The sequence below is a fragment of the Candidatus Viadribacter manganicus genome, from assembly GCF_001679665.1.
GTDB lineage: Bacteria > Pseudomonadota > Alphaproteobacteria > Caulobacterales > Aquidulcibacteraceae > Vitreimonas > Vitreimonas manganica.
Genome location: NZ_CP013244.1, coordinates 180,940 through 206,894 on the forward strand (window position 1 = coordinate 180,940; position 25,955 = coordinate 206,894).

The following is a 25,955-nucleotide window of genomic DNA, read 5'->3' on the forward strand; positions in this document are numbered from 1 at the left end:
AGCCGCATCGGGCCGCGCCGCCAGGGATGAGGCGCCGCAGCCGCGAAATCGGCGCGGACGCTAGTGGGCGTCGCCGGTAGACGCAACCGGCTGCTTGTTGAGAGTCGTTCTCACGATGAGCCTATTTGCGCTCCGCTTTGGCGCGCCACTCCGCCAGTCTCGAACTCACAGGACGTGCGTGGCGGGCAAGTTTCCGCTTTACACCCTGATATAGCGCGGGATGGACCCAAGGGGCCGGCTTAGACAACGCCGCGATGACCGCCGCATCCAGCCGCGCCTTCAGCTCGACACCAATCGGCGAGCGAGCATACAACACTGCATTCTGCGCATACCAAGGATCGAGACCTTCAAGGTGAGCCACCACGGGTCTTACGCAATCAAATGCTTCAAAGCCCCTGGATGCAAACAACTCGCTCCAATAGCTCGGCCACTGCTCGTTGACATGATGCCTGCCGCCCTGGCCAGGGATCGCGGCGCCAGCGACGACGATGTCGGTCAGGCCAGTGATCATCTGCACCGCGTCGGCGGCATGGATAGGGTCGATGTGCTCAAGAACTTCAAAGGTAACGACCAGATCGAAGCGCTCAACGGGTAACGCTGGTTTGTAAGGCTTTGGTGCGTTCGCAAAATCGAAGGTCACGAAGCCATTCGGTTGCATCTGGAGCTGCGCTCGATCCACCCAGGGGCCGTCCAGGCCAGCAACAAGCGGAACACCGGCATGTTCAAAGGCGGCGCACCACGTGCCGACGCCACATCCGATGTCCAAAACCGACTTCGGAGAGAACCATTCCAAAAGAAGCGGGACAACAGCATCCGCTGATCGGCGTGAGCCGTCAGATTGGCGATCGTAGAATCCGGAATTGTACGGCGTCGCGCTCATGAATCGTCCCGAAACTTTCCCCCAGGGCAGTTTTCGAGCCTGTCAGGCCGGGGCGCAAGGGCCAACAGAAAATGGCGCGAGTGACGGGGCTCGAACCCGCGACCTCCGGCGTGACAGGCCGGCGCTCTAACCGACTGAGCTACACCCGCGTACCATTTCGCGAGAAGGCGCCGGAGTTAGGCTAAGCTGTTGTCGCGGTCAAGCGCGCCAATAGCTCTTCAAAGCAGAGCTGGTTCCTCCCCCCGGTTAGGGGTTGGCAGCGTCCGCCGAGGCAGTCTGTGTGGGCGCAGGGTCGGCCCAATCCCGTGTGGGCGAGTTCAGTCTCAACAAGGCTTCCACCCTGTCGTTCGCAACAAGAACCACCGATCCTGCCGCGTCTTTCACTGCGGCGAACGCCAAACCTGTCCGGGTATCGATGGCGATGACAGACCTTGCCTCATCGCAGCCAGACTCCGCACAGCCCCGAAAAACGAGCGCCTGCGCACCACCGCCGCCCTCGAGACGGCCCGGCGTCGAAGACGCCATGGCGCGCCACAGCCTCGCGCGGTCGGCTGCATTGAGAGCGAGTTGTTCTGGGCTGTAACGGGCGCCCTCTTGGGCCGCAAAATCAGAGTAAAGATCGCCGGCGTGAGGCTGCAGGTCCATTGCCGCAACCGCGCTCGGCTGCGCCTCGTCCGCTGGTGCTGACACCGCCGGCGGCGGACCAAGGACCAATCGGCTCAATTGATCGCACCCTGCCAAGGCTAAAATAGCCGCAGCAGCGAGTGAGATCCGGAGGAAATTCCGGTGCATGACTCGGATGTTAGCACCCTTCCCTCGATCCGGCGAAGGGCAAGACACAAGGCTTGTCTGGTGGGCGGTGAGGGGATCGAACCCCCGACCCTCTCGGTGTAAACGAGACGCTCTACCGCTGAGCTAACCGCCCTTAGCCAAGCTTGGACTTTGCCGCCCTCCTCTGGCCTTGCGCGCGCGCCCGCGCAAGGGCGACGTGAGGCGATCTCCGCAGAGTTTGCAAAATTGAGCGTCGGGGTCGTGCCGGTCCAAGCCGCACGACGAACAGGCGACGATCTTTTGCGGAGCGGCAAACACCTTCTGCGCGATCGAAAAGAAGAGGCTGATGCCCGTAAGCATCAAGCCGACCGAGAATAGTCTGCCGAACGCGGAATCTATCGTTATGTCGCCGTAGCCGGTTGTCGTGAGTGAGGTCACAACGAAGTAAATCGCGTCGACGAAATTGTTGAGCTTCGGATGCTCACCAATGAACAGCGCCTGCGTCAAACCCGCTGAGAGAAAGATGAAGGTCACCAGCGTGACAACAGACTTCGTCAGATCCTCAACGTGAGTGTCGTCAAAACGACCGCGCGCCAGGACGTTCCAAAAGCGTTCGCTCTGCACGACGCCCCAAAGGCGCAATATCCGCAAGAAGCCCCAGTTGGCCAGGAACGCAGGAAACACGAATGTCGCGAGGACGATTATGTCGACCCAGGTGATTGGGTATTTTAGCCAGCGCTTGAAGCTACCGAGCGCAAACAGCCGTGCGAATAAATCTATTGCAAGGAACGCAGCGATGGCCGCGTCGACGATCCAGAACCACGGCAAGTCCTGAATGAATTGGCTCACAACGAAGAAACCAATGATCAAGAGATCGAGCGCCAGCAGCAATCCCTGGAAGCGTTCGGCGCTCTGTGTGTGGCCAAAGTACAGCGATCGCACGCGTGACCGGAGACGCGACCTCATATGCGCTGGTGACTTTCCATATTCGCGAAGAACGCCGCGGACTTGGGATCATCACCTGTTCGCTCGGTCGGAATGTCTTCGCAAAATTTCACCCAGCTGATGCGACTCTCAACGCCGTATTGAATGATAATTGGCGCGCCGTCGGGCTTATCGAGCGATCCAATCGTTACATAAAAGCGCGCTTCAGGCATGTCGTAACTGAATGAAAGCGGCGTGCCGCAATCGCGGCAGAACGCACGTTGGGCAAGGTTGGAGCTGGCGAAGACTGCAGGCTCGCCCGCAGTCCAGGCGAATTCACTCTTCGGCGCGCCCGCTAGGGCCGCAAACAAGCCCCCAGTTGCGCGCTGGCACATCCGGCAATGGCAAACATGCGCGTTTTGCGGGGCGACGTAGAGCGCGTAGCGCAGCTTGCCGCACTGACAACCGCCCGTGGCGACTGGGGTTTTGACTTCGCTCATATCGCCGCTCTACCACCGCCATAGACCAACGCAAGCGAGAGACGGCAGATCACGATGTCAGAGACAAAGGCTTCATTGGCGGGTGTGCGGGTCCTCGACCTTTCTCGTGTTCTCGCCGGCCCCTGGGCGACGCAGATCCTCGGCGATTTTGGCGCTGACGTTATAAAAATAGAGAGACCAGGCGCCGGCGACGACACACGATCATGGGGGCCGCCCTTCATTCAAAACGGCGAAGGCGACGCAGCGTACTTTCTCTCCGCGAACAGGAACAAAAAATCCGTCGCGATCGACTTCGCAAAGAGCGAAGGCGCCGAGCTGCTGCGCAAACTCGCGCCGCAATGCCAAATCGTCGTTGAAAATTTCCGCCCAGGTGGATTGAAAAAATACGGCCTCGACTACGCGTCACTGTCAGCGATCAACCCCTCGATTGTATACTGCTCCATCACCGGCTTTGGACAGACCGGGCCTTATGCGAAGCGACCAGGCTACGATTATATTATTCAGGGCATGGGCGGCCTGATGAGCCTAACGGGAGAGATCAACGGCGAGCCGATGAAAAGCGCGGTTGCGGTCGCGGACCTTTTCACCGGAATGTACGCGGTGAGCTCAATACTCGCAGCGCTACGGCACGCAGAGCGCACCGGTGAAGGTCAGCATCTCGATCTTTCTCTTCTCGATTGTCAGATCGCCATGCTCGCCAATTTGGGCGCCAGCTATCTTACCTCCGGCCAAAAGCCACAGCGTTTCGGCAATCAACACGCAGCCATCGCACCCTATCAGGTGTTTGCCACCGCAGACGGTCACATCATTCTCGCTATCGGCAACGACGGCCAATTTCGCGACTTCTGTGATTGCGCCTCATCCGATCTCTGCAATGACCCGCGCTTTGCCACAAACGAAGCCCGCGTCGTTCATCGGGAGGCTCTGACTGCGGCGCTCTCAAGCATCATGAGCACGCGGACTACGTCTGCTTGGGTAAAGTCGCTTGAGGCCGCCGACGTGCCGTGCGGCCCGATCAATACGCTCGATCAAGTATTCGCCGACCCTCATGTGATCGCACGGGGCGCAGTCGAAACGGCGACGCGAGCCGACGGGACCGCGATGCAGCTTGCGGTAAATCCGGTGCGCATGAGTGAGACCCCGCCAGCCACGCGGTTTGCACCACCATCATTGGGAAACGACACGGATGGTGTCTTAAGGCAACTCCTCGCCATTACCGACGCGGAACTCACGGCGCTGCGCAACGTGGGCGCCATTTAATCAAAGCTTCGGAACAGAGCCATTTGACGCGCGTTTTTGCGCCACAGGCTTTTCAGGAGTTCAGTTCATGCGCATGGCGCTTATTGGTTCGATGGCTGCTGCAGCGTTGCTGGCAGCCGCCTGCACGCAAACGGGAAACGTAGAGCGCGGCGCCGCAACTGGCGCGGTGCTAGGCGGTGTGGCCGGCGCAGTGATTGGCAACAATGTTGGTGATGGCGACGCAGCCTCAGGGGCAGCCATTGGCGCTGCAATTGGCGCCGTCGGCGGCGCTTATGCAGGGTGCGTCCGCGATGGCGGGTGTGGCGCTGGCCAAAGCCGTGTGAACACGCGCCAACACTACGATCGCAACAGCGGCCGCTATTACTTCCAGGATCCGCAATCGGGCCGCTATTTCTACGAGAACGGCGAACCCTATCCGTGAGCCTAATCTCAGCTGACAGAAAAAAGGCGCGCTCCGAAATGGGCGCGCCTTTTATCTTGAACAATTGGTCGGGGCGGCGGGATTCGAACTCGCGACCCTTAGCTCCCAAAGCTAATGCTCTACCAGGCTGAGCTACACCCCGACTGAGCCGCGCTCATGCCATGCGAGGACACGCGCGGCAATCACGCTAGCTGGGAAAGATACGGTGTCGCACCCGGTCGCCCGGGCGAATGCCAAGCTCCTCTGCGCGTCCGGCGCGAATTTCGAGGACGCCGCGGGTGAGACCGCTCGCTGCGATTGGAGCGTCCGAATACGGCGTCGCATGGTCGGCGATATTCAGGATCCGGCCATCCACGCCTATAAAGATGAGATCGAGAGAAGACGGTGTATTGTGCATCCAGAACGTCGCATTCTCCGGCGTCTGGAAGTGAAAGAGCATCCCGCGGTCGTCAGGCAACGGCGCGCGGAACATCAGACCCTGATTGCGTTCCGCCTCATCGTCCGCGATTTCGACATTGAACCGCACCGAGCCGCTATGCGTTTCGATGGTGAGGACCTCTGTTGGAGCATTCACGCCCACCGATTGGCCGCTCTGGCCGCTCGGGCCTTCAGCTGCCTGCGGCGCACACGCGCCGAGCGCCAATACGGCGCCAAGCATGGCAACTCGGAAAACGTGGACCAGAGACATCGGGCACCCCTTAAGTGGGGTCTCTCTAGCACGTGGCGCGGGGCGGGAAAGTGGCAGGCCCTAGGGGAGTCGAACCCCTCTTTCCTGGTTGAAAACCAGGCGTCCTAACCGATAGACGAAGGGCCCGCGAAACCCGGTGTTCGCGGGGAAGCGGCCATATAGAGGCGCCCGGACGGGCTGGCAAGCGGCCTTGGAAGCATCCTTCGAAGGCCCTGCCCCGCCGCCTGCGGTCTAGGCCTCGGCCAAATCGACGATTTCCACCTCGGCGCGGACGTTGCCGTTCCACTCATTGCGCTTCACCCGCACCGCGGCGTGGTAGATCACGTCTTTCTTCATCAGCGCTTCGCCAAGGGGGCTCTTCATCGCGCGAAATGCGATGCCGCTGACCCGGGCGCCGCGTGCGTCCTCCAAGGTGAAGCGGACGTGTTCGTCCTTCACGAGTTTCGCGAAGGATACCCTTACGTCGGTCAGCGCCAACACCGGCTCGGGGTGACCTTGGCCATAGGGTCCTATCTGCTCGAGCGCGTCGATCAACGCGACGTCCACCGCGCCCACGCCACTCATCGCATCCACGGTAAGCGCGCGCGCCTCACCGGCCGCAGCTGCGAGTTCTCCTGCAAGCCGCTCGGAGAGAAATTCCTTTAGAGCTTCGACCTTGTCCCATTCCACGGTGAGGCCCGCCGCAGCTGCGTGCCCACCACCATTGATCAACAAACCCGCCTCTTTGGCCGCGGCAACCGCCGCGCCGAGGTTGACGCCCGGCGTCGAGCGACCGGAGCCCTTGGCCGGTTCGTGTTCGCTGACGCCGCCAAGCACGATCGTTGGTTTGTGAAGCCGGTCCTTCAAACGGCCGGCGGCGATGCCGATCACGCCCGGGTGCCAGCGATGCGAGCCAACGATGATGACCGAACGATGTTCGGCTTCCGCTATTGCGGCCGTCTCGGCTTCCGCGAGCATTTCGGCTTCGCGCTGGCGCCGCTCCGCATTAAGCGCCTCGAGCGTTGCAGCGAGCTCACGGGCCTCTTCCGGATCCTCAGTCGATAGAAGACGCGTTGCGAGCGATGCGTCACCGACGCGACCACCTGCATTGATGCGTGGACCCAAAATGAAGCCAAAATCGTAGACCGTGGCTGAACCTTTGCGGCCGGCGCTCTCCGCGAGCGCCACCATGCCAATATTCTTGCCGTTGCGCAAAATCTTGAGGCCTTGGGACACGATCGCCCGATTGAAGCCCGTCAAAGGGGCAACATCACAAACGGTGCCGATGGCGGCGAGATCCAACATCTGGATGATATCGGGAAGATGGTTCGAACCGGGTGAACCGCGACGACGCGCTTCGCGATTCACTGCAGCCAGCGTGACGAGCACGACGCCAGCGGCTGTGAGCGCGCCCTGCCCGGAAGTGTCATCCAATCTGTTCGGATTGACCACCGCGCGAGCTTTCGGTGGCGGGCCGCCCATCAGGTGGTGGTCAAGAACAACAACTTCGAGGCCAATCTGCGCGGCGGCGTTCAACGGCCCTTCAGCTGCGGCGCCGCAATCAACCGTGATGACGAGATCAACGCCTTCCGCCTTCAGTCGTTCGAATGCCAGAGCAGAGGGGCCGTAGCCCTCCTTCATCCGATCCGGCACGTAAATTTTGAGATCGCGACCGCGCGCGCGGAAATATCTCACGAGTTGCGCACCGCTGGAACCGCCGTCGACATCGTAGTCTGCAAACACCGCACATGAGCGGCCCGCGACGATCGCATCCTCGATGACACGCGCCGCCTCATCCATGTCAGCGAAACTCGACGGATCGGGAAAATGCGTCTTCAGAGTCGGGAAGAGGAAGGCTTCCGCGTCCTCAAGGCCAATACCGCGCGCCGCCATCAATCGCGCGGCGATCTCGGGCAACGAAAACTGCCGCCTGAATGCTTCCACCAAGCCGAGATCAGCTTCGCGCGTGCGCCAGCGCCTGCCGGTGAGCGATCGCTCGACACCAAGGAATGCGCCGCCCGTTTCTAACTTTCTTGCGGCGCTCATTGTGTCACTACCGAATCATTCGGGGCCATCGCGCAAGCATTGCGCGGAGGTTCACGCTCCCCAAGCCCCATGTCGAGATGAGATGCCTTATCCCCAGTCCCAGCCGCTCCGTTTGCGGCTTATTGCGCTCGTTCGCGCGTCTTCAGTTCCATGCTCGCGCCTGAGGCGCAGTTGAGCACCAAGGTGTGCGTCTGCACCTCACCTTTCCTGATGCGAACACCCTCCAGCAGCGATCCCGACGTAACGCCTGTGGCTATGAACACAGCGGCGCCGGACACAAGATCGTTCAAATCGTAACGGCGCTTCAGCTCCTCGATGCCGGCCTGCTGCGCCCGAACGCGCTCCTGATCATTGCGAATAACCAAACGACCCTGGAATTGGCCGCCGACGCACTTCAATGCCGCGGCCGCTAACACGCCCTCAGGTGCGCCACCCGAACCCAAGTACATATCGATGCCAGTCTCAGGCTTGGTGCAATGGATAACTCCGGCGATGTCACCGTCGCCGATCAAAAAAACCTTCGCCCCACTGCCGCGAAGCGACTCGATGATGGCGCCGTGCCGCGGACGATCTAGGACGCACACACCAATCTCACTGGTGGTCACACCCTTGGCCTTTGCTAACGCTTTCACGTTTTGGGCGGCGTCTTCATCGAGGTCGATCACGCCGTCCGGAAACCCCGGACCAATCGCAATCTTGTCCATGTAGGTGTCAGGCGCGTGCAGGAGGCCACCTTTGGGCGCTACAGCGATCACCGACAGCGCGTTTGGCTTTGCTTTGGCAGCTAAAGTGGTGCCCTCTAACGGATCGAGAGCAATGTCGAGTTCGGGTCCCTTCCCACCCCCGACGCTTTCACCCACGAACAGCATCGGCGCATCGTCGCGTTCACCCTCGCCGATGACGACGCGTCCTCTAATCGCAAGTGCATTTAGCGCTGCACGCATAGCATCAACGGCGGCCTGATCGGCTGCACGTTCGTCGCCTCGCCCAACAAGCTTTGCCGCCGCAATGGCGGCATTGATCGGCGCGCGCGCGATCGCCAATGCCAGTTCGTCGGTGATGATATCGCTCATGATCGACCCCACCGCGCGCCTGAATGTTCGACGGGCATCAACAATGGCGGCTCGGCGCAAACGTCCAACGCTTCTATGGCCCTGACCGCCAATTCCATGCGCGGACGTGCACACGTTTGGGTAGTCAGCACAATCGGCACCGCGGGCCCGCCGTGCACGGGCATTTGCAGGAAACTTTCGATTGAGATTTCTTCGTGCGCTAAGCGATCAGAGATCGCAGCCACAACACCCGGACGATCCTGCACCATCAAGCGCAGATAATAGCGTCCGCGCTCGGTCGGGGACCCGCGCGGCGCCTCGGCGAGTTGGGCCAAGGGTTTACCAAACGCGAAACCCGCGCGCCCTTCTGCAAGATCAATCAAATCGGAAGCAACCGAAGCAGCCGTCGGCCCCTCTCCAGCGCCACGCCCAATAAAAGTCAGTTGACCTGATGGTTCGGCGTCCACGACAAGCGCGTTGAGTGACCCGCTCACATTTGCCAGCGGATGATCGTAAGACAGCAATGCGGGGCGCACGTGCATCTCGACGGCGCCATCCGCGAGTGCGCCTTTCGCAATCAGCTTGATTCGATAGCCGAGTTTACCCGCGAGCCTGATATCGGTGAGCGTCACACGCTCAATGCCCTGGATCTGGACGTGACCGTAGTCTGGGCGCGTGCCAAATGCGATAGCCGAAAGAATGGTAAGCTTATGCGCGGCGTCGAAGCCACCAACGTCGGTGGTGGGATCGGCCTCCGCGTAACCCATCGCTTGGGCCTCAGTGAGCACCGCCTCGAACGAACGTCCCGAGTTTTCCATCTCGGTTAGAATGTAGTTGCACGTGCCGTTCAGAATGCCAGCAACGCTGCTTGCACGTGAACCTGCAACACTCTCCTTGAGAGCTTTCACCATTGGCACACCGCCGCCTACGGCAGCCTCGAACAAGAGCTTTGCGCCTGTGCGCTCCGACCGTTCGACCAAGTGCGCGCCGTGAAGCGCAACGAGCGCCTTGTTCGCCGTCACTACGTGCGCACCGCGCGCCAGTGCAGTTTCTACGGCGACCTTCGCGGCGCCATCAGCGCCGCCGATGAGTTCTACAAACACGTCAACACTCGGATCCGCCGCTAGGGCCACCGGATCGTCAAACCAGCGGTAGGGCGTAAGATCGACGCCCCGATCTTGGCCAGCATTCCGCGCGGAAACAGCAACCAGCTGCATCTTCTCATTGAGCCGAGACGCGCCGTCCGCAAATAATTTCACAACGCCGCGTCCAACAGTGCCCAGTCCGGCTATTCCGACGCGAAGCCTTGTCATCGCCTACTCCGCGTCCGCCGCGGCGGCGTTCGACTGCAAGAATTTCTTCAGATTGCGGGCAGCTTGGCGAATGCGCTGCTCGTTCTCGACCAAAGCAATGCGAACGAAGCCATCACCGTACTCGCCGAAGCCCGCGCCCGGCGCGACAGCGATCTCTGCACCTTCCATAAGGCGCTTTGAGAACTCCACCGACCCCATGTGTTTGAACTGCTCAGGCAAAGGCGCCCAAACGAACATTGATGCGCCTGGTTTGGGAAGCGTCCAGCCGGCCTTTGCAAAGCTTTCAAGCAGAATATCCCGGCGCTGCTTGTAGGCGGTGCGCATCTCTTCGACGCAATCTTGCGGGCCATTCAGCGCCGCGGCGGCGGCAACCTGGAGCGGTGTGTAGGCGCCATAATCCAGATATGACTTCACGCGCGCGAGCGCAGCAATCAGGCGTTCATTGCCAAGCGCGAACCCAACCCGAAAACCTGCCATCGAGTAGGTCTTCGAGAGCGTGTTGACCTCCACGGCCACGTCCAACGAACCTGGAACCTGCAGCACTGATGGCGGCGGATCACCCTCAAAATAGATCTCTGAATACGCCATGTCGGAAAGCAGAAACATGTCATGTTTCTTCGCCATCGCGACGGCGTCTTTGTAAAAATCGAGATCAGCCGTCTGGGCGGTCGGGTTGGCGGGATAGCACACAACCATCGCGATCGGCGGCGGCACGGAATGGCGTACGGCGCGATCAATGCCACGGAGATATTGCTCCGGTGAGTGCGCCTCGATCGAGCGGATGACGCCACCGGCCATGATGAAGCCGAATGCATGGATCGGATAGGAAGGATTGGGCGAGATGATCACATCGCCAGGGGCGGTGATCGCTTGCGCGAGATTTGCGAAGCCCTCCTTTGATCCCAGCGTCGATATGATCTGTGTGTCGGGATTCAGCTTCACGCCGAACCGGCGATCATAATAGCCCGCCATGGCTCGGCGCAGGCCCGGGATGCCGCGGGACGCCGAATAGCGGTTTGTGCGTGGCTTTGCGGCTGTCTCGCAAAGTTTGTCGACGATGTGCTGAGGCACCGGAAGGTCCGGATTGCCCATGCCGAAGTCAATGATGTCGACGCCCCGACCACGTAGGCGCGCCTTGAGCTTGTTGACCTCCTCGAAAACGTACGGAGGCAGACGGCGAATTTTGTGGAACTCTGCAGAACTCATTAGCGCACGCGCGTGCGCTTAGTAGGGGTTGTGCGAGTTGCGGGTCGCTTCGATGTCCCGTCGCGCCTCGTCGAGAAACGTCTGGGGATCTTCCGCCACCGCCGGCTCTTGCGCACGCGGGTTGCTCTGAGCCGCCGCGCGAGCTTGCAAAAGATCGGCCTCGACGGCGCGCCAATGTGCTGCAGTCGTGTTGGCGGACGTGCCGCCCTCCGGGACCTCACGCAGGCTCGGGAAACCCTCGGCGTTGGCCCATTCCGGCGTATCACCGCCAGGCGTGTTCACGCAGCCGCCCAGAGCGATCGCCAATGCCGTAAGGACCAGGGCTCCACGCATCGATAGTCTTCCTGGGCGCGATTCCGGCCCTAACTTGTGTTTATACCAGAGCCTGCCTTTGCGCCACCATGCGAAGCGGCATTACAATCGCGCCAATAGGGAGAATCCGATGACGGATACCGAGGGCGCAAAGCCGCCCACAGACGGCGCAGAACCGGTCAAACCGGCGCCGAAGCGGCCACGCAAACGCGCCGCCAAGCCGAAGGCGCAGGCGCAACCGGCGCCCGTTAGTGAGGCGCCACAGCCCGCTGCCAAGGCGCCCGTCCCGACGCCCCCTCCGCTCAACGAGATCATTATGGGGCAGACGGCCGAGAGTCTGGCCGCTCTCTCCGCCAACCTGACCCAAGCGATGACGCGCGCGAACACCGCGATCTCAACCGCATTCGTCGAGCAATCTAAAGAAGCCGCGCATTGGCAACCCGACCCACTCGGCATGCAAGTCGCGCTCAATGACGTCTGGTCGCATCTCGCATCGCAGCCGGAAACTCTGCGCGAAGCACACGCCAACCTTTGGCAACGCTACGCCGACATTTGGCAGAAGCACGCCGCCTACATGCTGACTGGCGCAGCGCCGGATGAGGGCCCAATTCGCGACAAGCGCTTCAAGGACCCCGAGTGGCGATCGAATCCGGCCTTCTCGATGCTACGAGAATCGTATTTGGCGACAGCCGAGTTCATCACCGATCTGGTCAACCGCACGGACGGCGTCGACGAGGCGACCAAGCGCAAGGCGACATTCTACATCAAGCAGGCGGTAGATGCCGCATCGCCTTCAAATTTTCTAATGACAAACCCAGCGGCGCTGCGCGCAATGTTTCAGACGGGCGGAGAGAGCCTGCTTAAGGGTGTCGAAAATCTCGCCGAAGACTTGAAGCGCGGCAAAGGCAACCTTGCCATCTCGCAGACCGATATCAACGCCTATCGCGTTGGAGAAAACGTGGCGACCACACCGGGCAAGGTGGTTTTCCGCAATCGTGTGTTCGAATTGCTTCAATACAATCCCACAACCGAGAAAGTTCACGAAGTTCCGCTGCTGATCTTCCCGCCCTGGATCAACAAATTCTACATCCTCGACCTGCAGCCCAAGAACTCGATGATCAAATGGCTCACCGACAAAGGTCATACCGTATTCTTGGTTTCCTGGGTCAACCCCGCCGCCGATATGGCTGAGGTCGGCTTTGAAGATTATCTTCGCGAAGGCATTTACGAGGCTGTCGAGGCGGTCACGAAAGCCGCTGGCGTCGATCGCATGAACACTGTGGGCTACTGCGTCGGCGGCACGCTGCTGGCGGCAGGCCTCGCGCACATGGCGAAGAAGAACGACAAACGCATCCAGAGCGCGACGTTCTTCGCGAGCCAAGCTGATTTCAAGTTAGCTGGCGAATTGCTGGTCTTCTCCGACGAACAGGGCATAAAGTTTCTCGAAGATAAAATGGATCAAGCTGGCGGCGTGCTCGACGCGCAGACGATGGCTGATACTTTCAATTCGCTGCGGTCAAACGATCTCGTGTGGAACTATGTTGTCGACAACTACTATATCGGCAAGCAACCGCCACCTTTCGACCTTCTCTATTGGAATGCGGATCAAACCCGCATGCCGAAGGCATTGCACCTCTTCTACTTGCGCGCATTCTATCGCGACAACGCGCTCACTGAAGGCAAACTCAAGCTCTTAGGCGAGACACTCTCCCTCAAAGATGTGACGATCCCAATCTTCATGCAAAGCTCAAAGGAAGATCACATCGCACCCGCCGCCAGCGTCTATCGCAGCGCTCTCTCGTTCGGAGGGCCGGTTGAGTACATCATCGCAGGCTCGGGTCACATCGCCGGCGTGATCAATCACCCAGCGGCGAACAAATACCAGTATTGGACTAACGCGAACCTCAAGGGCGCGCTCGAGGATTGGCAGGCGTTCGCTGTTGAGCATCCCGGCTCATGGTGGCCACACTGGGATCAATGGCTCAGCAAGATTAGCGGTCCGGACGTCGACGCCCGTCGACCAGGCGATGGCGAGTTGCAGCCGCTTGGCGACGCACCCGGCGAATACGTCAAGGTCCGCTCAAGCGCATCGTGACAGCAAAGACGCCGCCCGCCGTGCGTCCGCTTGGCTTTGGAGAGCCGCTGCCTCTGCTGCACGCGCGCTCCAATCGCAACGAGCGGTTCGCGCTCGGCTCGATGGCGGGCCGTTTCGTGCTGATCTGTGCGATCAAAGAACCCGGCGCCAAAGAAGCTCAAACCGCGCTTGCTGCTATTTCACACGAGCCCAGCGACGAGAGCACCCACCTTTGCGCGATCTTCACTGACGGCCAGACAAGCGATGCGCTCCAGCGCTTAACGAACGCGCGCCTTGTGTTCAACGACGCCAAGATCGCCGAGACGACGGGCCTGTTTGACAAAATCGCGCCTGCTGGCCGCTGGTTGCTGTTCGATCCGGCGTTGCGCGTCATCGGCATGTGGCGATTAGACGACGCCAAGTCCGCACTCCGCGCATTCAACAACTGCCCAGCGCCCGAACGCTACTATGCTCACTCCAACGCACCGGTGCTAGTTGCACCGAACGTTTTCGAGCCGGATTTCTGCAAACGCCTGATCCAATACTACCGGACGCAAGGGGGCGCAGCTTCGGGTGTTACAAAGCAAGACGCGACTGGCCGGACATTCGTGTCGCTGGATGACGCCTTCAAGCGCCGAAGCGATTGCCTGATCGATGACGCGGCCCTGCGTGAATCGGCCATGCAACGTGTTTACTGGCGCCTCGCGCCAATGATCGAACGCGCCTTCATGTGGCGTCCCACGCGGATGGAACGCTACCTTGTCGCGCGCTACGATGCCGAAAATGGCGGTTTCTTTCGCCCGCACCGCGACAACACGACCAACGGCACGGCACACCGGCGCTTTGCTGTCACGATCAATCTGAACGCTGCTGACTATGAGGGCGGAGACCTGCGCTTCCCCGAATTTGGGCCGCGCATCTATCGCGCGCCAACAGGTGGCGCAGTCGTGTTTTCATGCGCGCTCTTGCACGAAGCAACGCCCGTCACCCGCGGCGAACGCTTTGCCTTCCTGCCATTCCTCTACGATGACGCGTCCGCTAAAGTACGAGAAGCGAACAACAGGTATCTCGACGACACTCTGATGCAGTATCGAGACGCTTAAGGTCCAGGAGAACGCTATGTCGCTTTCACTTTACGAAGTTACCGTCCCGGCATTCGCACAAATTCTGGAGGCGATGGCAGGCGTCTTGAAGAAGGGCGAAGCGCACGCGCTTGAGAAAGGCATGCGGCCTGACGATTGGGTGGGAGCGCGGCTCTTCGCGGACATGGCGCCGCTCAACTTTCAGGTAAAGCAATGCGCTCACCATTCCGTCGGAGCCATCGATGCGACCAAGAAGGGCGTATTCAGTCCCGACCTTACCCCGCCCCCTGAAACGTTCGCCGACTTGCAAACGACCGTCGCTGACGCGCTCGCGACTTTGGCGTCCTATCGCCCCGCCGATATCAACGCCCTCACCGGCAGCGACATGCGCTTTCAGCTAGGCGAGCGCGTCATGCCGTTCACAGCAGAGAATTTCCTGATGTCGTTCTCGCTGCCGAACTTCTACTTCCACGCGACGACGGCGTACGACATCCTCCGCCACAACGGCGTGCCGCTCGGCAAGCGCGATTTCATGGGCAGGCCACGCCTTAAGATATGAGGCGCGACATCAGTTAAGCCCGGCGCTCTCCTCAAGCCCAAGTGCGATGTTCATGTTCTGAACGGCCGCGCCACTGGCCCCTTTGCCAAGATTATCGAGTAGCGCAACGAGAAGCGCCTCTTGGTCGTGGCCGAAAACGAAGAGCTTGAGCTGGTTCGTGCCGTTGAGGACTTCAGGATCTAGCGACTTGAGTGTGGCCGATTCAGCAAGCGGCGTTACGCTCACAAAGCGCTCACCCTTATACGCTTGCGCTAAAACACCATGCACGTCTTCGAGCTTTGAACCGTTGGCGATCGCCGCCAGCGGCAGCGGCACTTCAACGATCATGCCTTTGTAGTAGCGCCCAACGCTCGGCGCGAAGATTGGCGCGCGCGCGAGACCGGCATACTTCTGCATCTCTGGTACGTGCTTGTGCTTTTGGCCCATGGCGTAGATTCGATACGGCACACGCGTAAAGCTCGGATCACTTTCGTTCTCGAACTCGGCGATCATTGATTTGCCGCCGCCGGAATAACCGGAAACAGCGTTCACCGAGAGCGCCCAATCGCGTGGAATAATGCCAGCCTCCACCAGCGGCCGCGTCAGCGCGATGAAACCCGTTGGATAGCAGCCTGGATTAGAAATGCGCTTCGACGCAGCAATCTTTGCGCGCTGATCCTTGCTCATCTCGGCAAAGCCGTACGCCCAGTCGGGGGTCACGCGATACGCAGTTGACGCATCGATCACCTTCACCGCGTCGTTCTCGATGAGCGACACCGCCTCGCGCGCCGCATCATCCGGCAAGCACAAGATCACAGCGTCGACGCTGTTCAACAGCCGCTTGCGCTCGACGGCGTCCTTGCGCTTGGCCGGATCGATAGAGACGAGTTCAATGTCGCGGCGCCTTTCAAGGCGCTCGCGGATCTGCAAGCCAGTCGTGCCAGCCTCGCCATCGATGAAAACGCGCTGAACCATTCCGCACTCCAAAAACAAAACGGGCGCTTCGATCCCGAAGCGCCCGTCCCGTAAGCCATATTCGTGAAGCGATTAGCGCTTCGAGAACTGGAAGCTCCGGCGGGCCTTCTTGCGGCCGTACTTTTTACGCTCAACCACACGGCTGTCGCGGGTCATGAAGCCAGCGTGCTTCAGCGCCGGGCGCAGCGCAGGCTCGTAGTCGGCCAGCGCCTTCGAGATGCCGTGACGCACAGCGCCAGCTTGGCCCGAAAGGCCCGAACCGGTGACGGTCGCGATCACGTCGAACTCGCCTTCACGCTCAGTGACCTTGAACGGTTGGTTGATCATCATGCGCAGAACCGGGCGTGCGAAGTAGGCATCGCTAGTCTTGCCGTTGATGGTGATGTTGCCCTTGCCTGGCTTCACCCAAACGCGGGCGACAGCGTTCTTGCGCTTGCCCGTCGCGTAAGCACGGCCGAATTTGTCGACCTTCTTCTCGCGCGCGATGGCGATGTGCTCCGTGCCGGCGCCCTTCGGGACGCCTGCGAGTTGGCCGAGAGATTCGAGGCCTTGAGTCGTGTCGGTCATGTGTTAGCCGATCCTCGAGTTCTTGCGGTTCTTGGATTTGAAATCGACCGTCACCGGCTTTTGCGCCGCGTGCGGGTGCTCGCTGCCGCCGTAGACATGCAGCTTGCCGAGTTGCTTGCGCGCCAGCGGGCTTTCCTTCGGCATCATGCGCTCAACGGCCTTTTCCAGGACGCGCTCAGGATGCTTGCCTGCAAGCACCTTGCCTGCGACACGCTCTTTGATACCGCCCGGGTGACCCGTGTGACGATAATAGATCTTGTCGGTCAGCTTCTTGCCCGTTAGCGCGACCTTCTCAGCGTTGATCACAACGACATTGTCGCCGGTATCGACGTGAGGGGTGAAATCCGCGCGATGCTTGCCGCGAAGGCGCAGCGCGATGAAAGAAGCGAGGCGGCCGACCACAACGCCCTCGGCATCCACAACGATCCAACCGTTGGTGATTTCCGAAGCCTTGGCCGAGCGCGTCGAAAGGGTGCGCATTGGTAGGGTCCTGACAAAAACGAAGGCGGGCGTTTATTGCAGCGCCAAATCGGCGTCAATAGGGTCTATTTAATTGTTTAAATACAATTAGATACTGTAACGGTATTATAAGGTGCGCGACGCATTACCGCCATGCCGCCCGCGCTGCCGCCAGCGTCGTCATCCACAAGACGGCCGCGCCAGCTTGATGCAGCAAGCCGAGAGACAATGGCGAGGCAGCCAAGACAGTCATGATCCCAAGGCCAGCCTGCAGAAGCGCCGCCAGCCCGACAAGGCCAAGGGTCCAGCGGGCCTCGCCCTGCCCTCTAATCAGGGCAATCGCCGCGAGCGACAGCGCAAAGATGGCGACAACATAGCCAGCCGTTCGATGCAGCAAATGTTGGGTCGCGTGCTCTTCTGTGAGGTTCGGCCAGAACCCTTCCAGCCCAAACGCGCTCGACGGAATCCACTCGCCACCAATCTTGGGCCAGTCGGCGTACGCCATACCGCCGTCGCTTCCGGCGAGCAGAGCGCCGAGCATCACCTGGATGAAGATCAGCGCCATCAAAACAAACGGCGCCCATCGCCAAGTGCCCGGCTGTGTCCGTTGCGCCGGCCAGGCGAATGCGCCCAAAGCGGTCCAAAGCCCAAGTGCAAGAATGAAAAACGCCATCGCCAAATGAATGGCGAGTCTAAAGGGGCTGACATCGAGACGATCGAACAAGCCGCTCGTCACCATCCACCAGCCGATAGCGCCCTGGAGACCACCAAGCGCGAAAAGGACAAGCGTGACGCGGAAACGACCGCGCAAGCGACCAGTGAGAAGGAAGATCAATGCGGGGATCGCAAAGACCAAACCAAGCAATTGGCCAAGGAAGCGATGCCCCCACTCCCACCAATAGATTTGGCGGAATTCAGCAAGCGTCATTCCGTTATTCTGCGCCTGGTATTCCATGGTTTGCTGATAGAGCGCAAACTCCTGGCTCCACGCCGCCTCACCCATAGGCGGCACGAAGTGCTTCATGAAATTCCACTCAGTGATCGAGAGACCACTGTCGGTCAGTCGCGTCGCGCCTCCGACCATGATCATTGCAAACACCAGCACGCAGATGATCAGCAGCCAAATGCCGACCAAACGCTGCCGCGGCGGCCAAATGTCCTCTTCTGACATGCTTGCTTCCGTCCCTTTGCCTCACCCATAGAACTGGCCAAGCGTGACGGAAACGCGGCGCGCCGCCGCGCGGGGAGGCAGGCTCATGGAAATGCGCACCCGCAAAGCGCTCGGATGCTTTCTCTTACTGGGATATGTCGCGATCTACTCGCTACTCGCCGCTTCGCTCGGCGTCGCGCTGTCGCCACTCATCCCCACCTGGGCGCAGCTCGTCTTCTACGCCATCGCCGGCATCGTCTGGATATTTCCGCTCAAGCCACTCTTCGCCTGGATGAACCGAGGCTCATAAAGCAACTGCCCCGGAGCTACGCCCCGGGGCAGCTTTAGCATCATGCTTCTTCAACCTTAGTTGTTGAGCAGGATGGAGAGGACCACGCCCATCCAATTGCGACCAGCAGGACCTCGCCGCGATCATCACGGACATCGTGGTAGCCACGCGGCGGCTGACGCAGACGCTCACGACGCCCAATCGACTTCGCGGCACAACTTTCTTCGTGATCGCCCGCGCCGGAACTTCATGCGCGCTGGCGCGTTTGCACAGGCCCCGAGCTGCACGGGATGAGATCTGTATCAATCTCATGCGGCTGCGAGTTGATGGACGTCATCAGGAGCCGCGGTGCTACAGCAAGCCGATTCAAAGTTACTCGCGCCACCACCGCCAATCGGCGTTCGACGCCACGCACTCTTCTTGGACCTCGACGGCACGCTCGTGGACTTCGCTGCGCATCCGGAGCAGGTCATAGCGAGCGAAGAGCTTCGTCTGCTGCTGGCGAACCTTTCACGAGAAATGAATGGCGCAATTGCGCTGATCACTGGCAGAACCATCGCCAGCGCCGACGCCGTGCTTAATGGAGCCCTTATACATGTCGCCGGAATTCACGGCGCGGAGCGGCGCGTTCTTGGCGCGCCATCGGTCAACGCATCCATCAGCGCGGCTCTCGAGCATGCGCGCGCACTGATCGCCAACGGCGCTCTTCAAGTCGACGTGGAAGACAAAGGCTTAGCTTTGGCGTTTCACTATCGGCGCAAACCAGAATTTGCCGACGCTACCCGCCGCGCCGCCGCTGAGATCGCGCACCGGCATGGCCTCAGCGTCCTCGAAGGCAAGATGGTGGTTGAACTCACGCTTGGACAGCAAACGAAAGCGGATGCGGTGCGAGATTTTATGGCCGCACCGCCCTTCGCTGATCGCGAGCCAATAGCGGTGGGTGATGACATTACCGATGAGGATGCGTTTGGCGCTGTAGCGGCTCTTGGGGGCCAATCCGTTCTTGTCGGCGCGCCACGCGAGACAATTGCCCGCTTCCGGCTAGCGGACACTCAAAGCGTTTTTGACTGGCTCAAATCTGGGCTTGCCTCTTGAGCGGATACGGCGACCTCGATCTCGCGCCGATAGGCAATTGCGCGGCCAGCGCGCTGGTCGACCGCAACGGCGCTTTCGTGTGGGCCTGCGTGCCCCGCGTCGACGGCGACCCCATGTTTTGCGCCCTCCTCAGCGGCGAAGAACCGTCACAGCTGAAGCGCGGCGTTTGGGCGATTGGGCTCATCGATCAAGTCTCGGCAACCCAAAGCTACGAGCGCAACACCCCTATCCTCGTCACAACCCTCACGGATTCGCGCGGCGCTGTGATCGAGATCTCCGATTTTTGCCCCCGTTTCCGTCGTCACCATCGGCCGTACCGGCCGACTGCCTTCGTGCGCTCAGTGCGCCCCCTAAAGGGCTCACCGCGCATTCGTGTGCGACTGCTCCCAGCGACAGATTGGGGTGCGCGCGACGCCGAAGTCACCACAGGCTCGAACCACATTCGCTACCGCGTGCCCGGCATGATGCGACTAACCACAACGGCGCCGGTCTCCCACGTGCTGAATGCTCGTGTGTTCCGCCTGGAAGAAGAACACATTTTCTTTCTCGGGCCGGACGAGCCATTCGACGGCAATCTCCGTGAAGTCGCGCGGATGATGCGTGACAACACGGAACTCTATTGGCGCAATTGGGTGCGCATGCTCGCGACACCACTGGAGTGGCAGGCAGACGTCATTCGCGCGGCAATCACACTAAAACTTTGCGTACACGAGGAAACCGGCGCGATCGTCGCGGCGATGACGACATCGATTCCAGAAGCGCCCAACAGCGGGCGGAATTGGGACTATCGCTATTGCTGGCTTCGCGATGCTTATTACACCGTTCAAGCGCTGAATCGACTTGGCGCAGCCGACATTCTTGAAGGTTATCTCTCCTATCTGCGCAACATCATCGACGCCACGCCCAGCGGACGCATTCAACCACTTTATGGCGTGGGTATGGAGCCAATACTTGCAGAGGCAGAGGTCGATGCTCTTCCCGGTTATCGCGGGATGGGCCCGATCCGCGTCGGCAATCAAGCGCACGAACATCACCAGCACGACGTCTACGGTCAGATCGTACTCTCCACGGCGCAGGCCTTCTACGACGCGCGCCTCTTCCGGCCGGCGGGAGAGGATGACTTTCGGGCGCTCGAAAGCATCGGTGACCGCGCTTACGCTGTTTATACAAAGCCAGATGCGGGACTGTGGGAATTTCGAACGCGCGAGGCCGTCCACACATATTCTGCCGTGATGTGTTGGGCCGCGTGCGATCGCCTAGCCAACGCAGCTCAGCGCCTTGGCTTAGGCGACCGCGCCCTGCATTGGCGCGGGCGCGCTGAAGAAATGCGCAAGACAATCGAGACGCAGGCATGGAACGCCGACCTTGGACGCTACGCCGCAACCTTTGGCGGCAAAGAGATGGACGCAAGCTTGCTTCAGTTGGTCGACACCCGCTTCTTGGCGGCGGACGATCCCCGTTTCACGGCAACTCTAGAGCATCTCGAGAAGGAGCTGCGCCGCGGAGACGTCGTGCTGCGTTATGCAGACAAAGACGATTTCGGACTACCAGAGACAGCCTTCAACTTTTGCACATTCTGGCTGATTGAAGCGCTTTTCCTCGCCGGGCGCCGGGACGAAGCGCGCACGTTGTTCGACCAAATGCTCGCACGCCGAACACGAGCGGGATTGCTATCTGAGGATTGCGATCTCTCAACCGGCGCACCGTGGGGCAACTACCCGCAGACCTATTCGCTTGCTGGTCTCATCAACTGCGCCGTCCTGCTCTCCAATCCGTGGAGCAGCGTACGTTGAGCCGGCTCATTGTTATTTCAAACCGTGTGACACCCCCAGCGCCCGAAGGGGCTGCGAGTCAAGGTGGGCTCGCCATGGCGATATCTGCTGCGCTCCGAGAATATTCCGGAATCTGGTTTGGCTGGAGCGGACAATCCACGCCGGAATTCACCGGCACTCTGAACACGCAGACCGTCAACGGCGTCACTGTCGCCACGATGGACCTCGAAGATCAAGACATCGAAGAATACTACAATGGCTACGCAAATCGCACTCTATGGCCGCTCTTCCACTATCGGATCGATCTTACGCAATACGAGCGATCCTTCGGCGAAGGCTACGCGCGCGTGAATGCACGGTTCGCCGACATGTTGGCGCCACTCATCGAACCAGATGATCTGATTTGGGTGCAGGACTATCATCTCATCCCACTTGGCCGCGAGCTCCGCGCGCGCGGGTTGAAGAATGCGATGGGGTTTTTTTTGCACATCCCATGGCCTGCTCGCGAACTCATCCTGACACTGCCGCGCCACCGCCAATTGGTAGAATCGCTGTTTCACTACGATGTCGTGGGCTTCCACACCGAGGAATGGAAGAACGCGTTTTTGTCCTACGTACTTCACGATGCGAATGGCATGGCGCTGTCGGATGGGCGCGCAACGGCGTTCGGCCGCACCGTGTTGCCGAAGGCATTTCCCATTGGGATCGACGCCCAGGGCTTCGCCGCGCTGGCCGCGGCGCCCGAGGCGCAAGAGAGCTACAAGCGCATCATTGAAAGCAAAGCCCGGCGGAAGATGCTCCTTGGCGTCGATCGGCTCGATTATTCCAAGGGCATTGACGAGCGGCTGCTGGCATTCGAGCGGCTGCTCAGCGAAAGCCCCGATCTGCTGCGCGAAATCTTCTTACTTCAAATATCGACTTACACGCGCAGCGAAGTCGAAGCCTATCAGGACATGATTGCACGCCTTGACGCACTCTCCGGGCGGATCAACGGCGCGTACGCTGAAATGGACTGGATCCCAATCCGTAACGTCCACCGGCTGCATGCGCGCGACGAACTGGCGGGCATCTACAGGGCCGCCGACGTCGCCCTCGTCACTCCACTGCGCGACGGCATGAACCTGGTGGCCAAGGAGTTCATCGCCGCCCAGGACGAGGCAGACCCAGGCGTGCTCGTGCTCTCGCGCTTTGCCGGCGCGGCAGCACAGATGGGGGACGCGCTCATCGTAAATCCGTTCAGCCAGGAGGACGTCGCCGACGCGATGCGACGCGCGCTCAGCATGCCAATTGAAGAACGGCGCAAGCGCTGGCGCACGCTCATGGATGGTGTCGAGCGCGACGACGTCATGGCATGGCGCGACAGTTTCGTCGCAGCACTTAAGGAAGCGCACGCAAGCGGGCAAAAACGCCGCCCAGCCCGCATTGCCGCCGCCCGCTGGGACGGCTAAGAGACCGCTCCCGCGCGAAGCTTAGGTTTCTCGTGGACGGTCGGAGCGTGGCGCAGTCCGGTTAGCGCACTAGTCTGGGGGACTAGGGGTCGTGGGTTCGAATCCCGCCGCTCCGACCAATTTCTTCTTACGGCGCGGCGGCAGCAACGATGATGCGCGCGCGGTTTCGCACTGGGACATCCAAGCCCTCGGCCGTCACTGCCCCGCGGGCGCCAGTGGCCAATAGCTCAAAGCGTGACCGGGGCCATCCAGCGCGGCTGGCGAGATACTCGGCCAGAACTTCTGCACGGCGCACCGAAAGCGCACGCGCCGATTCCTGATTGCCCTCTTCTTGATCGGACAAACCAATGATCCGTACGCCGCTAATATTGCATCCACGAATGTCGCGCGCTTGTAGATCAATAATGCGGCGCGCCTCTTCCGTGAGATCGTTCGACCCTTCGTCGAAATAAATCACGAAGTCGCGCTCGCCGCACGCGGCCGGGTTGAACGCGGGGGCCGGAGCGCCTTCTTCACCGCCGGTGAGCGTCGCGCAGGCGCCGAGCGCTACGAGCGCCATAGCGCCAATCAACGATTTCAACTTCATCCAACCCTCCGAGCGAAACTTCGGTGGGCACAACATAGCGTCACGCGGCAAAGATCAAGCGGTCGAACGCGATCAGGTCTTGGCGCGACCGCGACCGCCCTTTTCCACAAATTCGCGCAACATCTGCGAAGGCCGGAACGTTACCACACGCCGCGGCGTGATCGGCACTTCTTCGCCCGTTTTCGGGTTGCGTCCAACGCGCTGGCGCTTGGCGCGCACGTTAAAGTTACCGAACCGCGACAGCTTCACTGTGTCGCCGTCGACCATCGAGTCTTGCATCATTTCGAGCATGCGCGTGAGAAGCCGGTTCGCGTCCGCGCGTTGCATGTTCGAGCGCTTTGCCAATGCTTCGACGAGATCGGCGCGTGTAACGGTCTTGCCTGTCACCGGAGCCCCCTCCGCGCGCACACCCTATGCGCCCCGGAAAAGCTAGTCGTACCTGATGGTTAGGTCAATTGTTGCGGCGGCGTTCACATTCGAACGAGGGCGGCGCCCCAGGTTAGACCGCCGCCCAGCGCTTCCATTAGCACCAGATCGCCCTTTTTGATGCGCCCGTCACGAGACGCCACATCCAGCGCCAATGGCACGGAGGCCGCAGACGTGTTGCCGTGCAGCGCCACCGTCGACACGACCTTATCCACATCGATGCCGAGCTTTCGAGCGACACCATCAAGAATGCGCTGATTGGCTTGGTGCGGCACGAACCAGTCCACTTCATCCAGCGCGACGCCGGCGCGCGCGCACGCCTCAAGCATCGCCCCAGAAATATGTTCGACCGCCTGGCGGAAAACGGCGTTGCCGATCATCCGCACCTTGCCGACGGATTGGGTCTGTGACGGGCCACCATCGACGTAAAGCAGATCATGCATGCGCCCATCGGTGCGTAGGAACGTCGAGATGACGCCGCGATCGCTCCGCTCCTCGCGCGCTTCAAGCACGACGGCGCCAGCGCCATCGCCGAACAAGACACAGGTGCCTCGGTCTTCCCAATCCATGATGCGCGAGAAGGTCTCGGCCCCGATTACGAGCGCTGCCTTGGCTTGGCCGCGCGCCAAGAAATTGTCAGCCGTCGCCAACGCAAAGATGAAGCCGGAGCACACGGCTTGAAGGTCGAAAGCGGCGCCGTTGACCACCCCCAATTCAGCCTGCACGCGCGCGGCGGTTGCAGGGAATGTAAGGTCAGGCGTTGTCGTTGCGACGATGATTAGGTCGATGTCTTTGGCGTCGCGACCTGCAGATTGGAGGGCTTGGACGCCCGCTCCGCATGCAAGATCGGACGTTCTCTCACCATCAGCCGCGATATGACGTTGCCGGATGCCTGTCCGTTCGACGATCCACTCATCGCTCGTGTCGACGCGCTTGGCCAATTCCGCGTTAGTCAAAATGCGTTGCGGCAAATGCGAGCCAACGCCCGTCAAAACTGATCGGAGCGCCATTAGTCGGCGTTCCCCGCCGATGCAGCGGCCGCAGCATTCGCGTGGGCGAGACGCGCTATGTTTGAAACAATCTCTTCACGGTAATGACTGCGCGCCAGCTTCTCAGCAACACCAATCGCGGCGGCGTATCCGCTCGCGTTCGCACTGCCGTGACTTTTCACGACCAATCCATTGAGGCCGAGAAACAATGCGCCGTTGAACGTTCCCGGATCCATGCGTTTGCGAAGCTTCCTGAGCGCGGGATAGGCGATCAACGCCCCGAGCTGTGCGAGAGGTCCGCTCGTCAGCGATTCACGCAACAACTGGCCGACCAAGCGGGCGGTGCCTTCGCCGGTTTTCAGTGCGATATTGCCGGTAAAACCATCCGTCACGACAACATCGACGGTTCCCTTGGCAATGTCGTCACCTTCGACGAAGCCGTGGAAATTGAGATCAACCCCCGCTTCACGAATGAGCTTCGCCGCATTCCGGATCTCCTCGTGGCCCTTTTGATCCTCGGAACCGACATTCAGCAGACCGACCTTCGGGCGCGCCTCGCCTGAGACCGCTCGTGAAAACGCCTCCCCCATGATCGCAAATTCAACCAGCTGCTCAGCATCTGCTTCGACGTTGGCGCCAACGTCCAGCATGACGGTGTAGCCACCCTTCATGGTTGGCCAACGTGTCGCCAGCGCCGGACGATGGACACCCTCCATCGTGCGCAAGCGGAACATCGCGATCGCCATGTAGGCGCCGGTGTTACCGGCGGAAACAACCGCATGCGCCGCGCCCGTCTCAACCGCCTGCACGGCGTTCCAGAGGCTTGAGCCTTTGCCTTGGCGGAGCGCCTGGCTCGCCTTCACTTCCATGCCAATCATCTTCTCGGCGGGCACCACTTCAGAGGCCGCCTTCGCCGCGTCGTGTTTGTCCATAAGGACACTCAAACGAGCGGCATCGCCGTGAACAAGAAAGCGCACATCCGGGTGCGAGCGCGCAAAAATATCTACGCCCTCAACAACAATGTCCGGCGCGTGATCGCCTCCCATCCCGTCAATGGAAAGAACGAGACCATTCGTCATTTAGCGTGGTTGTCCTGATCGCCTCAGCCGGCTCTGGCCAAGTGGCCGGACCATAGTCCCGCCAAGGCGGAAAG

The 25,955-nt window shown here is 60.5% G+C and carries 27 protein-coding genes and 5 tRNA genes; 10 read left to right on the forward strand and 22 right to left on the reverse strand.

Features of this window, described 5'->3' with window-relative positions; translation table 11 throughout:
* Positions 1–121 precede the first annotated feature (121 nt).
* The 6 genes from ATE48_RS00945 to ATE48_RS00970 all read right to left on the reverse strand — a co-directional run bounded on the left by ATE48_RS00945 (position 122) and on the right by ATE48_RS00970 (position 3,075).
* Positions 122–880, reverse strand: a complete 759-nt coding sequence (locus tag ATE48_RS00945) for a methyltransferase domain-containing protein (protein ID WP_066766931.1) — start codon at positions 878–880, stop codon at positions 122–124.
* A gap of 72 nt (positions 881–952) precedes the next feature.
* Positions 953–1,029: transfer RNA gene (locus ATE48_RS00950), tRNA-Asp, on the reverse strand.
* A gap of 97 nt (positions 1,030–1,126) precedes the next feature.
* Complete coding sequence (locus ATE48_RS00955) at positions 1,127–1,603, reverse strand: hypothetical protein (protein WP_156767540.1); 477 nt, start codon at positions 1,601–1,603, stop codon at positions 1,127–1,129.
* Between the two features lie 127 nt (positions 1,604–1,730).
* Positions 1,731–1,805: transfer RNA gene (locus ATE48_RS00960), tRNA-Val, on the reverse strand.
* The gene (locus tag ATE48_RS00965) at positions 1,796–2,593 is read right to left on the reverse strand and encodes a potassium channel family protein (RefSeq protein WP_228126725.1); all 798 of its coding nucleotides are present in this window, start codon (positions 2,591–2,593) and stop codon (positions 1,796–1,798) included. Before ATE48_RS00965 ends, ATE48_RS00960 begins: the two co-directional genes overlap by 10 nt.
* Before the next feature lie 20 nt (positions 2,594–2,613).
* Complete coding sequence (locus ATE48_RS00970; protein WP_066766940.1) at positions 2,614–3,075, reverse strand: GFA family protein; 462 nt, start codon at positions 3,073–3,075, stop codon at positions 2,614–2,616.
* A 54-nt stretch (positions 3,076–3,129) separates the two neighbouring features.
* Between ATE48_RS00970 and ATE48_RS00975 the strand changes: the two genes are divergently transcribed.
* Positions 3,130–4,335, forward strand: a complete 1,206-nt coding sequence (locus tag ATE48_RS00975; protein WP_066766943.1) for a CaiB/BaiF CoA transferase family protein — start codon at positions 3,130–3,132, stop codon at positions 4,333–4,335.
* Between the two features lie 67 nt (positions 4,336–4,402).
* Positions 4,403–4,756 (forward strand): glycine zipper domain-containing protein, encoded by a 354-nt coding sequence (locus ATE48_RS00980; protein ID WP_066766946.1) that lies wholly within the window; start codon positions 4,403–4,405, stop codon positions 4,754–4,756.
* Positions 4,757–4,821: 65 nt separating this feature from the next.
* Here ATE48_RS00980 and ATE48_RS00985 read toward each other — a convergent pair.
* The 8 genes from ATE48_RS00985 to ATE48_RS01020 all read right to left on the reverse strand — a co-directional run bounded on the left by ATE48_RS00985 (position 4,822) and on the right by ATE48_RS01020 (position 11,373).
* A tRNA-Pro gene (locus ATE48_RS00985) sits at positions 4,822–4,898 on the reverse strand.
* 45 nt (positions 4,899–4,943) lie between these two features.
* Positions 4,944–5,444 carry a DUF192 domain-containing protein gene (locus tag ATE48_RS00990; protein WP_066766949.1) on the reverse strand — a complete coding sequence of 167 codons (501 nt, stop codon included), beginning with the start codon at positions 5,442–5,444 and terminating at the stop codon, positions 4,944–4,946.
* 51 nt (positions 5,445–5,495) lie between these two features.
* Positions 5,496–5,570, reverse strand: a tRNA-Glu gene (locus ATE48_RS00995).
* 105 nt (positions 5,571–5,675) lie between these two features.
* Positions 5,676–7,469, reverse strand: coding sequence for a single-stranded-DNA-specific exonuclease RecJ (gene recJ, locus ATE48_RS01000; protein WP_066766953.1), 1,794 nt, complete (start codon positions 7,467–7,469; stop codon positions 5,676–5,678).
* 119 nt (positions 7,470–7,588) lie between these two features.
* A complete protein-coding gene (gene glpX / locus ATE48_RS01005) occupies positions 7,589–8,545 on the reverse strand; it encodes a class II fructose-bisphosphatase (RefSeq protein WP_418219409.1) in 957 nt (318 codons plus the stop codon).
* The gene (locus tag ATE48_RS01010; protein WP_066766959.1) at positions 8,539–9,834 is read right to left on the reverse strand and encodes a homoserine dehydrogenase; all 1,296 of its coding nucleotides are present in this window, start codon (positions 9,832–9,834) and stop codon (positions 8,539–8,541) included. The genes glpX and ATE48_RS01010 overlap by 7 nt, the downstream gene beginning before the upstream one ends.
* A 3-nt stretch (positions 9,835–9,837) precedes the next feature.
* On the reverse strand, positions 9,838–11,040 hold the full coding sequence (locus tag ATE48_RS01015) for an LL-diaminopimelate aminotransferase (RefSeq protein ID WP_066766962.1): 1,203 nt from the start codon (positions 11,038–11,040) through the stop codon (positions 9,838–9,840).
* A gap of 18 nt (positions 11,041–11,058) precedes the next feature.
* Complete coding sequence (locus ATE48_RS01020) at positions 11,059–11,373, reverse strand: hypothetical protein (RefSeq protein ID WP_156767541.1); 315 nt, start codon at positions 11,371–11,373, stop codon at positions 11,059–11,061.
* 109 nt (positions 11,374–11,482) lie between these two features.
* On the opposite strand from ATE48_RS01020, the gene phaC reads away from it, so the two are divergent.
* The 3 genes from phaC to ATE48_RS01035 are packed head-to-tail and all read left to right on the forward strand — an operon-like array spanning position 11,483 to position 15,067.
* On the forward strand, positions 11,483–13,447 hold the full coding sequence (phaC, locus tag ATE48_RS01025; protein ID WP_083197094.1) for a class I poly(R)-hydroxyalkanoic acid synthase: 1,965 nt from the start codon (positions 11,483–11,485) through the stop codon (positions 13,445–13,447).
* The gene (locus tag ATE48_RS01030) at positions 13,444–14,529 is read left to right on the forward strand and encodes a 2OG-Fe(II) oxygenase family protein (protein ID WP_156767542.1); all 1,086 of its coding nucleotides are present in this window, start codon (positions 13,444–13,446) and stop codon (positions 14,527–14,529) included. The genes phaC and ATE48_RS01030 overlap by 4 nt, the downstream gene beginning before the upstream one ends.
* A gap of 16 nt (positions 14,530–14,545) precedes the next feature.
* Positions 14,546–15,067 (forward strand): DUF1993 domain-containing protein, encoded by a 522-nt coding sequence (locus ATE48_RS01035; protein WP_066766968.1) that lies wholly within the window; start codon positions 14,546–14,548, stop codon positions 15,065–15,067.
* Positions 15,068–15,076: 9 nt separating this feature from the next.
* Here ATE48_RS01035 and argC read toward each other — a convergent pair whose 3' ends face one another.
* From argC to ATE48_RS01055, 4 genes are all read right to left on the reverse strand, one after another.
* Positions 15,077–16,021 carry an N-acetyl-gamma-glutamyl-phosphate reductase gene (gene argC, locus ATE48_RS01040; protein WP_066766971.1) on the reverse strand — a complete coding sequence of 315 codons (945 nt, stop codon included), beginning with the start codon at positions 16,019–16,021 and terminating at the stop codon, positions 15,077–15,079.
* Between the two features lie 72 nt (positions 16,022–16,093).
* Complete coding sequence (rpsI, locus tag ATE48_RS01045) at positions 16,094–16,588, reverse strand: 30S ribosomal protein S9 (RefSeq protein ID WP_066766973.1); 495 nt, start codon at positions 16,586–16,588, stop codon at positions 16,094–16,096.
* 3 nt (positions 16,589–16,591) lie between these two features.
* A complete protein-coding gene (gene rplM, locus ATE48_RS01050; protein WP_066766975.1) occupies positions 16,592–17,068 on the reverse strand; it encodes a 50S ribosomal protein L13 in 477 nt (158 codons plus the stop codon).
* A gap of 124 nt (positions 17,069–17,192) precedes the next feature.
* Positions 17,193–18,218, reverse strand: coding sequence for a COX15/CtaA family protein (locus ATE48_RS01055; RefSeq protein WP_066766977.1), 1,026 nt, complete (start codon positions 18,216–18,218; stop codon positions 17,193–17,195).
* A gap of 85 nt (positions 18,219–18,303) precedes the next feature.
* On the opposite strand from ATE48_RS01055, the gene ATE48_RS01060 reads away from it, so the two are divergent.
* The 5 genes from ATE48_RS01060 (at position 18,304) to ATE48_RS01080 (ending at position 22,920) form a co-directional block, all read left to right on the forward strand.
* Positions 18,304–18,507 carry a DUF2842 domain-containing protein gene (locus tag ATE48_RS01060; RefSeq protein ID WP_066766980.1) on the forward strand — a complete coding sequence of 68 codons (204 nt, stop codon included), beginning with the start codon at positions 18,304–18,306 and terminating at the stop codon, positions 18,505–18,507.
* Between the two features lie 327 nt (positions 18,508–18,834).
* The gene (gene otsB, locus ATE48_RS01065) at positions 18,835–19,581 is read left to right on the forward strand and encodes a trehalose-phosphatase (RefSeq protein WP_066766988.1); all 747 of its coding nucleotides are present in this window, start codon (positions 18,835–18,837) and stop codon (positions 19,579–19,581) included.
* Positions 19,578–21,374 (forward strand): glycoside hydrolase family 15 protein, encoded by a 1,797-nt coding sequence (locus ATE48_RS01070; protein WP_066766991.1) that lies wholly within the window; start codon positions 19,578–19,580, stop codon positions 21,372–21,374. The genes otsB and ATE48_RS01070 overlap by 4 nt, the downstream gene beginning before the upstream one ends.
* On the forward strand, positions 21,371–22,801 hold the full coding sequence (locus ATE48_RS01075; RefSeq protein WP_066774461.1) for an alpha,alpha-trehalose-phosphate synthase (UDP-forming): 1,431 nt from the start codon (positions 21,371–21,373) through the stop codon (positions 22,799–22,801). Before ATE48_RS01070 ends, ATE48_RS01075 begins: the two co-directional genes overlap by 4 nt.
* A gap of 41 nt (positions 22,802–22,842) precedes the next feature.
* Positions 22,843–22,920: transfer RNA gene (locus ATE48_RS01080), tRNA-Pro, on the forward strand.
* A gap of 8 nt (positions 22,921–22,928) precedes the next feature.
* Here ATE48_RS01080 and ATE48_RS01085 read toward each other — a convergent pair.
* The 4 genes from ATE48_RS01085 to plsX all read right to left on the reverse strand — a co-directional run bounded on the left by ATE48_RS01085 (position 22,929) and on the right by plsX (position 25,881).
* The gene (locus ATE48_RS01085; RefSeq protein ID WP_066766994.1) at positions 22,929–23,387 is read right to left on the reverse strand and encodes an OmpA family protein; all 459 of its coding nucleotides are present in this window, start codon (positions 23,385–23,387) and stop codon (positions 22,929–22,931) included.
* Between the two features lie 72 nt (positions 23,388–23,459).
* Complete coding sequence (locus ATE48_RS01090) at positions 23,460–23,774, reverse strand: integration host factor subunit alpha (RefSeq protein ID WP_066766999.1); 315 nt, start codon at positions 23,772–23,774, stop codon at positions 23,460–23,462.
* Positions 23,775–23,857: 83 nt separating this feature from the next.
* A complete protein-coding gene (locus ATE48_RS01095; protein ID WP_066767002.1) occupies positions 23,858–24,823 on the reverse strand; it encodes a beta-ketoacyl-ACP synthase III in 966 nt (321 codons plus the stop codon).
* The gene (gene plsX, locus ATE48_RS01100) at positions 24,823–25,881 is read right to left on the reverse strand and encodes a phosphate acyltransferase PlsX (RefSeq protein WP_083197096.1); all 1,059 of its coding nucleotides are present in this window, start codon (positions 25,879–25,881) and stop codon (positions 24,823–24,825) included. The genes ATE48_RS01095 and plsX overlap by 1 nt, the downstream gene beginning before the upstream one ends.
* Positions 25,882–25,955: the final 74 nt, after the last annotated feature.

Bases quoted from the DNA above. Each gene is read 5' to 3' on its own strand.
- ATE48_RS00945 (WP_066766931.1), bottom strand. From the start codon at position 880: ATGAGCGCGACGCCGTACAATTCCGGATTCTACGATCGCCAATCTGAC.
- ATE48_RS00970 (WP_066766940.1), bottom strand. From the start codon at position 3,075: ATGAGCGAAGTCAAAACCCCAGTCGCCACGGGCGGTTGTCAGTGCGGC.
- ATE48_RS00975 (WP_066766943.1), top strand. From the start codon at position 3,130: ATGTCAGAGACAAAGGCTTCATTGGCGGGTGTGCGGGTCCTCGACCTT.
- ATE48_RS00980 (WP_066766946.1), top strand. From the start codon at position 4,403: ATGCGCATGGCGCTTATTGGTTCGATGGCTGCTGCAGCGTTGCTGGCA.
- ATE48_RS00990 (WP_066766949.1), bottom strand. From the start codon at position 5,444: ATGTCTCTGGTCCACGTTTTCCGAGTTGCCATGCTTGGCGCCGTATTG.
- recJ (WP_066766953.1), bottom strand. From the start codon at position 7,469: ATGAGCGCCGCAAGAAAGTTAGAAACGGGCGGCGCATTCCTTGGTGTC.
- ATE48_RS01010 (WP_066766959.1), bottom strand. From the start codon at position 9,834: ATGACAAGGCTTCGCGTCGGAATAGCCGGACTGGGCACTGTTGGACGC.
- ATE48_RS01015 (WP_066766962.1), bottom strand. From the start codon at position 11,040: ATGAGTTCTGCAGAGTTCCACAAAATTCGCCGTCTGCCTCCGTACGTT.
- ATE48_RS01020 (WP_156767541.1), bottom strand. From the start codon at position 11,373: ATGCGTGGAGCCCTGGTCCTTACGGCATTGGCGATCGCTCTGGGCGGC.
- phaC (WP_083197094.1), top strand. From the start codon at position 11,483: ATGACGGATACCGAGGGCGCAAAGCCGCCCACAGACGGCGCAGAACCG.
- ATE48_RS01035 (WP_066766968.1), top strand. From the start codon at position 14,546: ATGTCGCTTTCACTTTACGAAGTTACCGTCCCGGCATTCGCACAAATT.
- argC (WP_066766971.1), bottom strand. From the start codon at position 16,021: ATGGTTCAGCGCGTTTTCATCGATGGCGAGGCTGGCACGACTGGCTTG.
- rpsI (WP_066766973.1), bottom strand. From the start codon at position 16,588: ATGACCGACACGACTCAAGGCCTCGAATCTCTCGGCCAACTCGCAGGC.
- rplM (WP_066766975.1), bottom strand. From the start codon at position 17,068: ATGCGCACCCTTTCGACGCGCTCGGCCAAGGCTTCGGAAATCACCAAC.
- ATE48_RS01055 (WP_066766977.1), bottom strand. From the start codon at position 18,218: ATGTCAGAAGAGGACATTTGGCCGCCGCGGCAGCGTTTGGTCGGCATT.
- ATE48_RS01060 (WP_066766980.1), top strand. From the start codon at position 18,304: ATGGAAATGCGCACCCGCAAAGCGCTCGGATGCTTTCTCTTACTGGGA.
- ATE48_RS01085 (WP_066766994.1), bottom strand. From the start codon at position 23,387: ATGAAGTTGAAATCGTTGATTGGCGCTATGGCGCTCGTAGCGCTCGGC.
- ATE48_RS01095 (WP_066767002.1), bottom strand. From the start codon at position 24,823: ATGGCGCTCCGATCAGTTTTGACGGGCGTTGGCTCGCATTTGCCGCAA.
- plsX (WP_083197096.1), bottom strand. From the start codon at position 25,881: ATGACGAATGGTCTCGTTCTTTCCATTGACGGGATGGGAGGCGATCAC.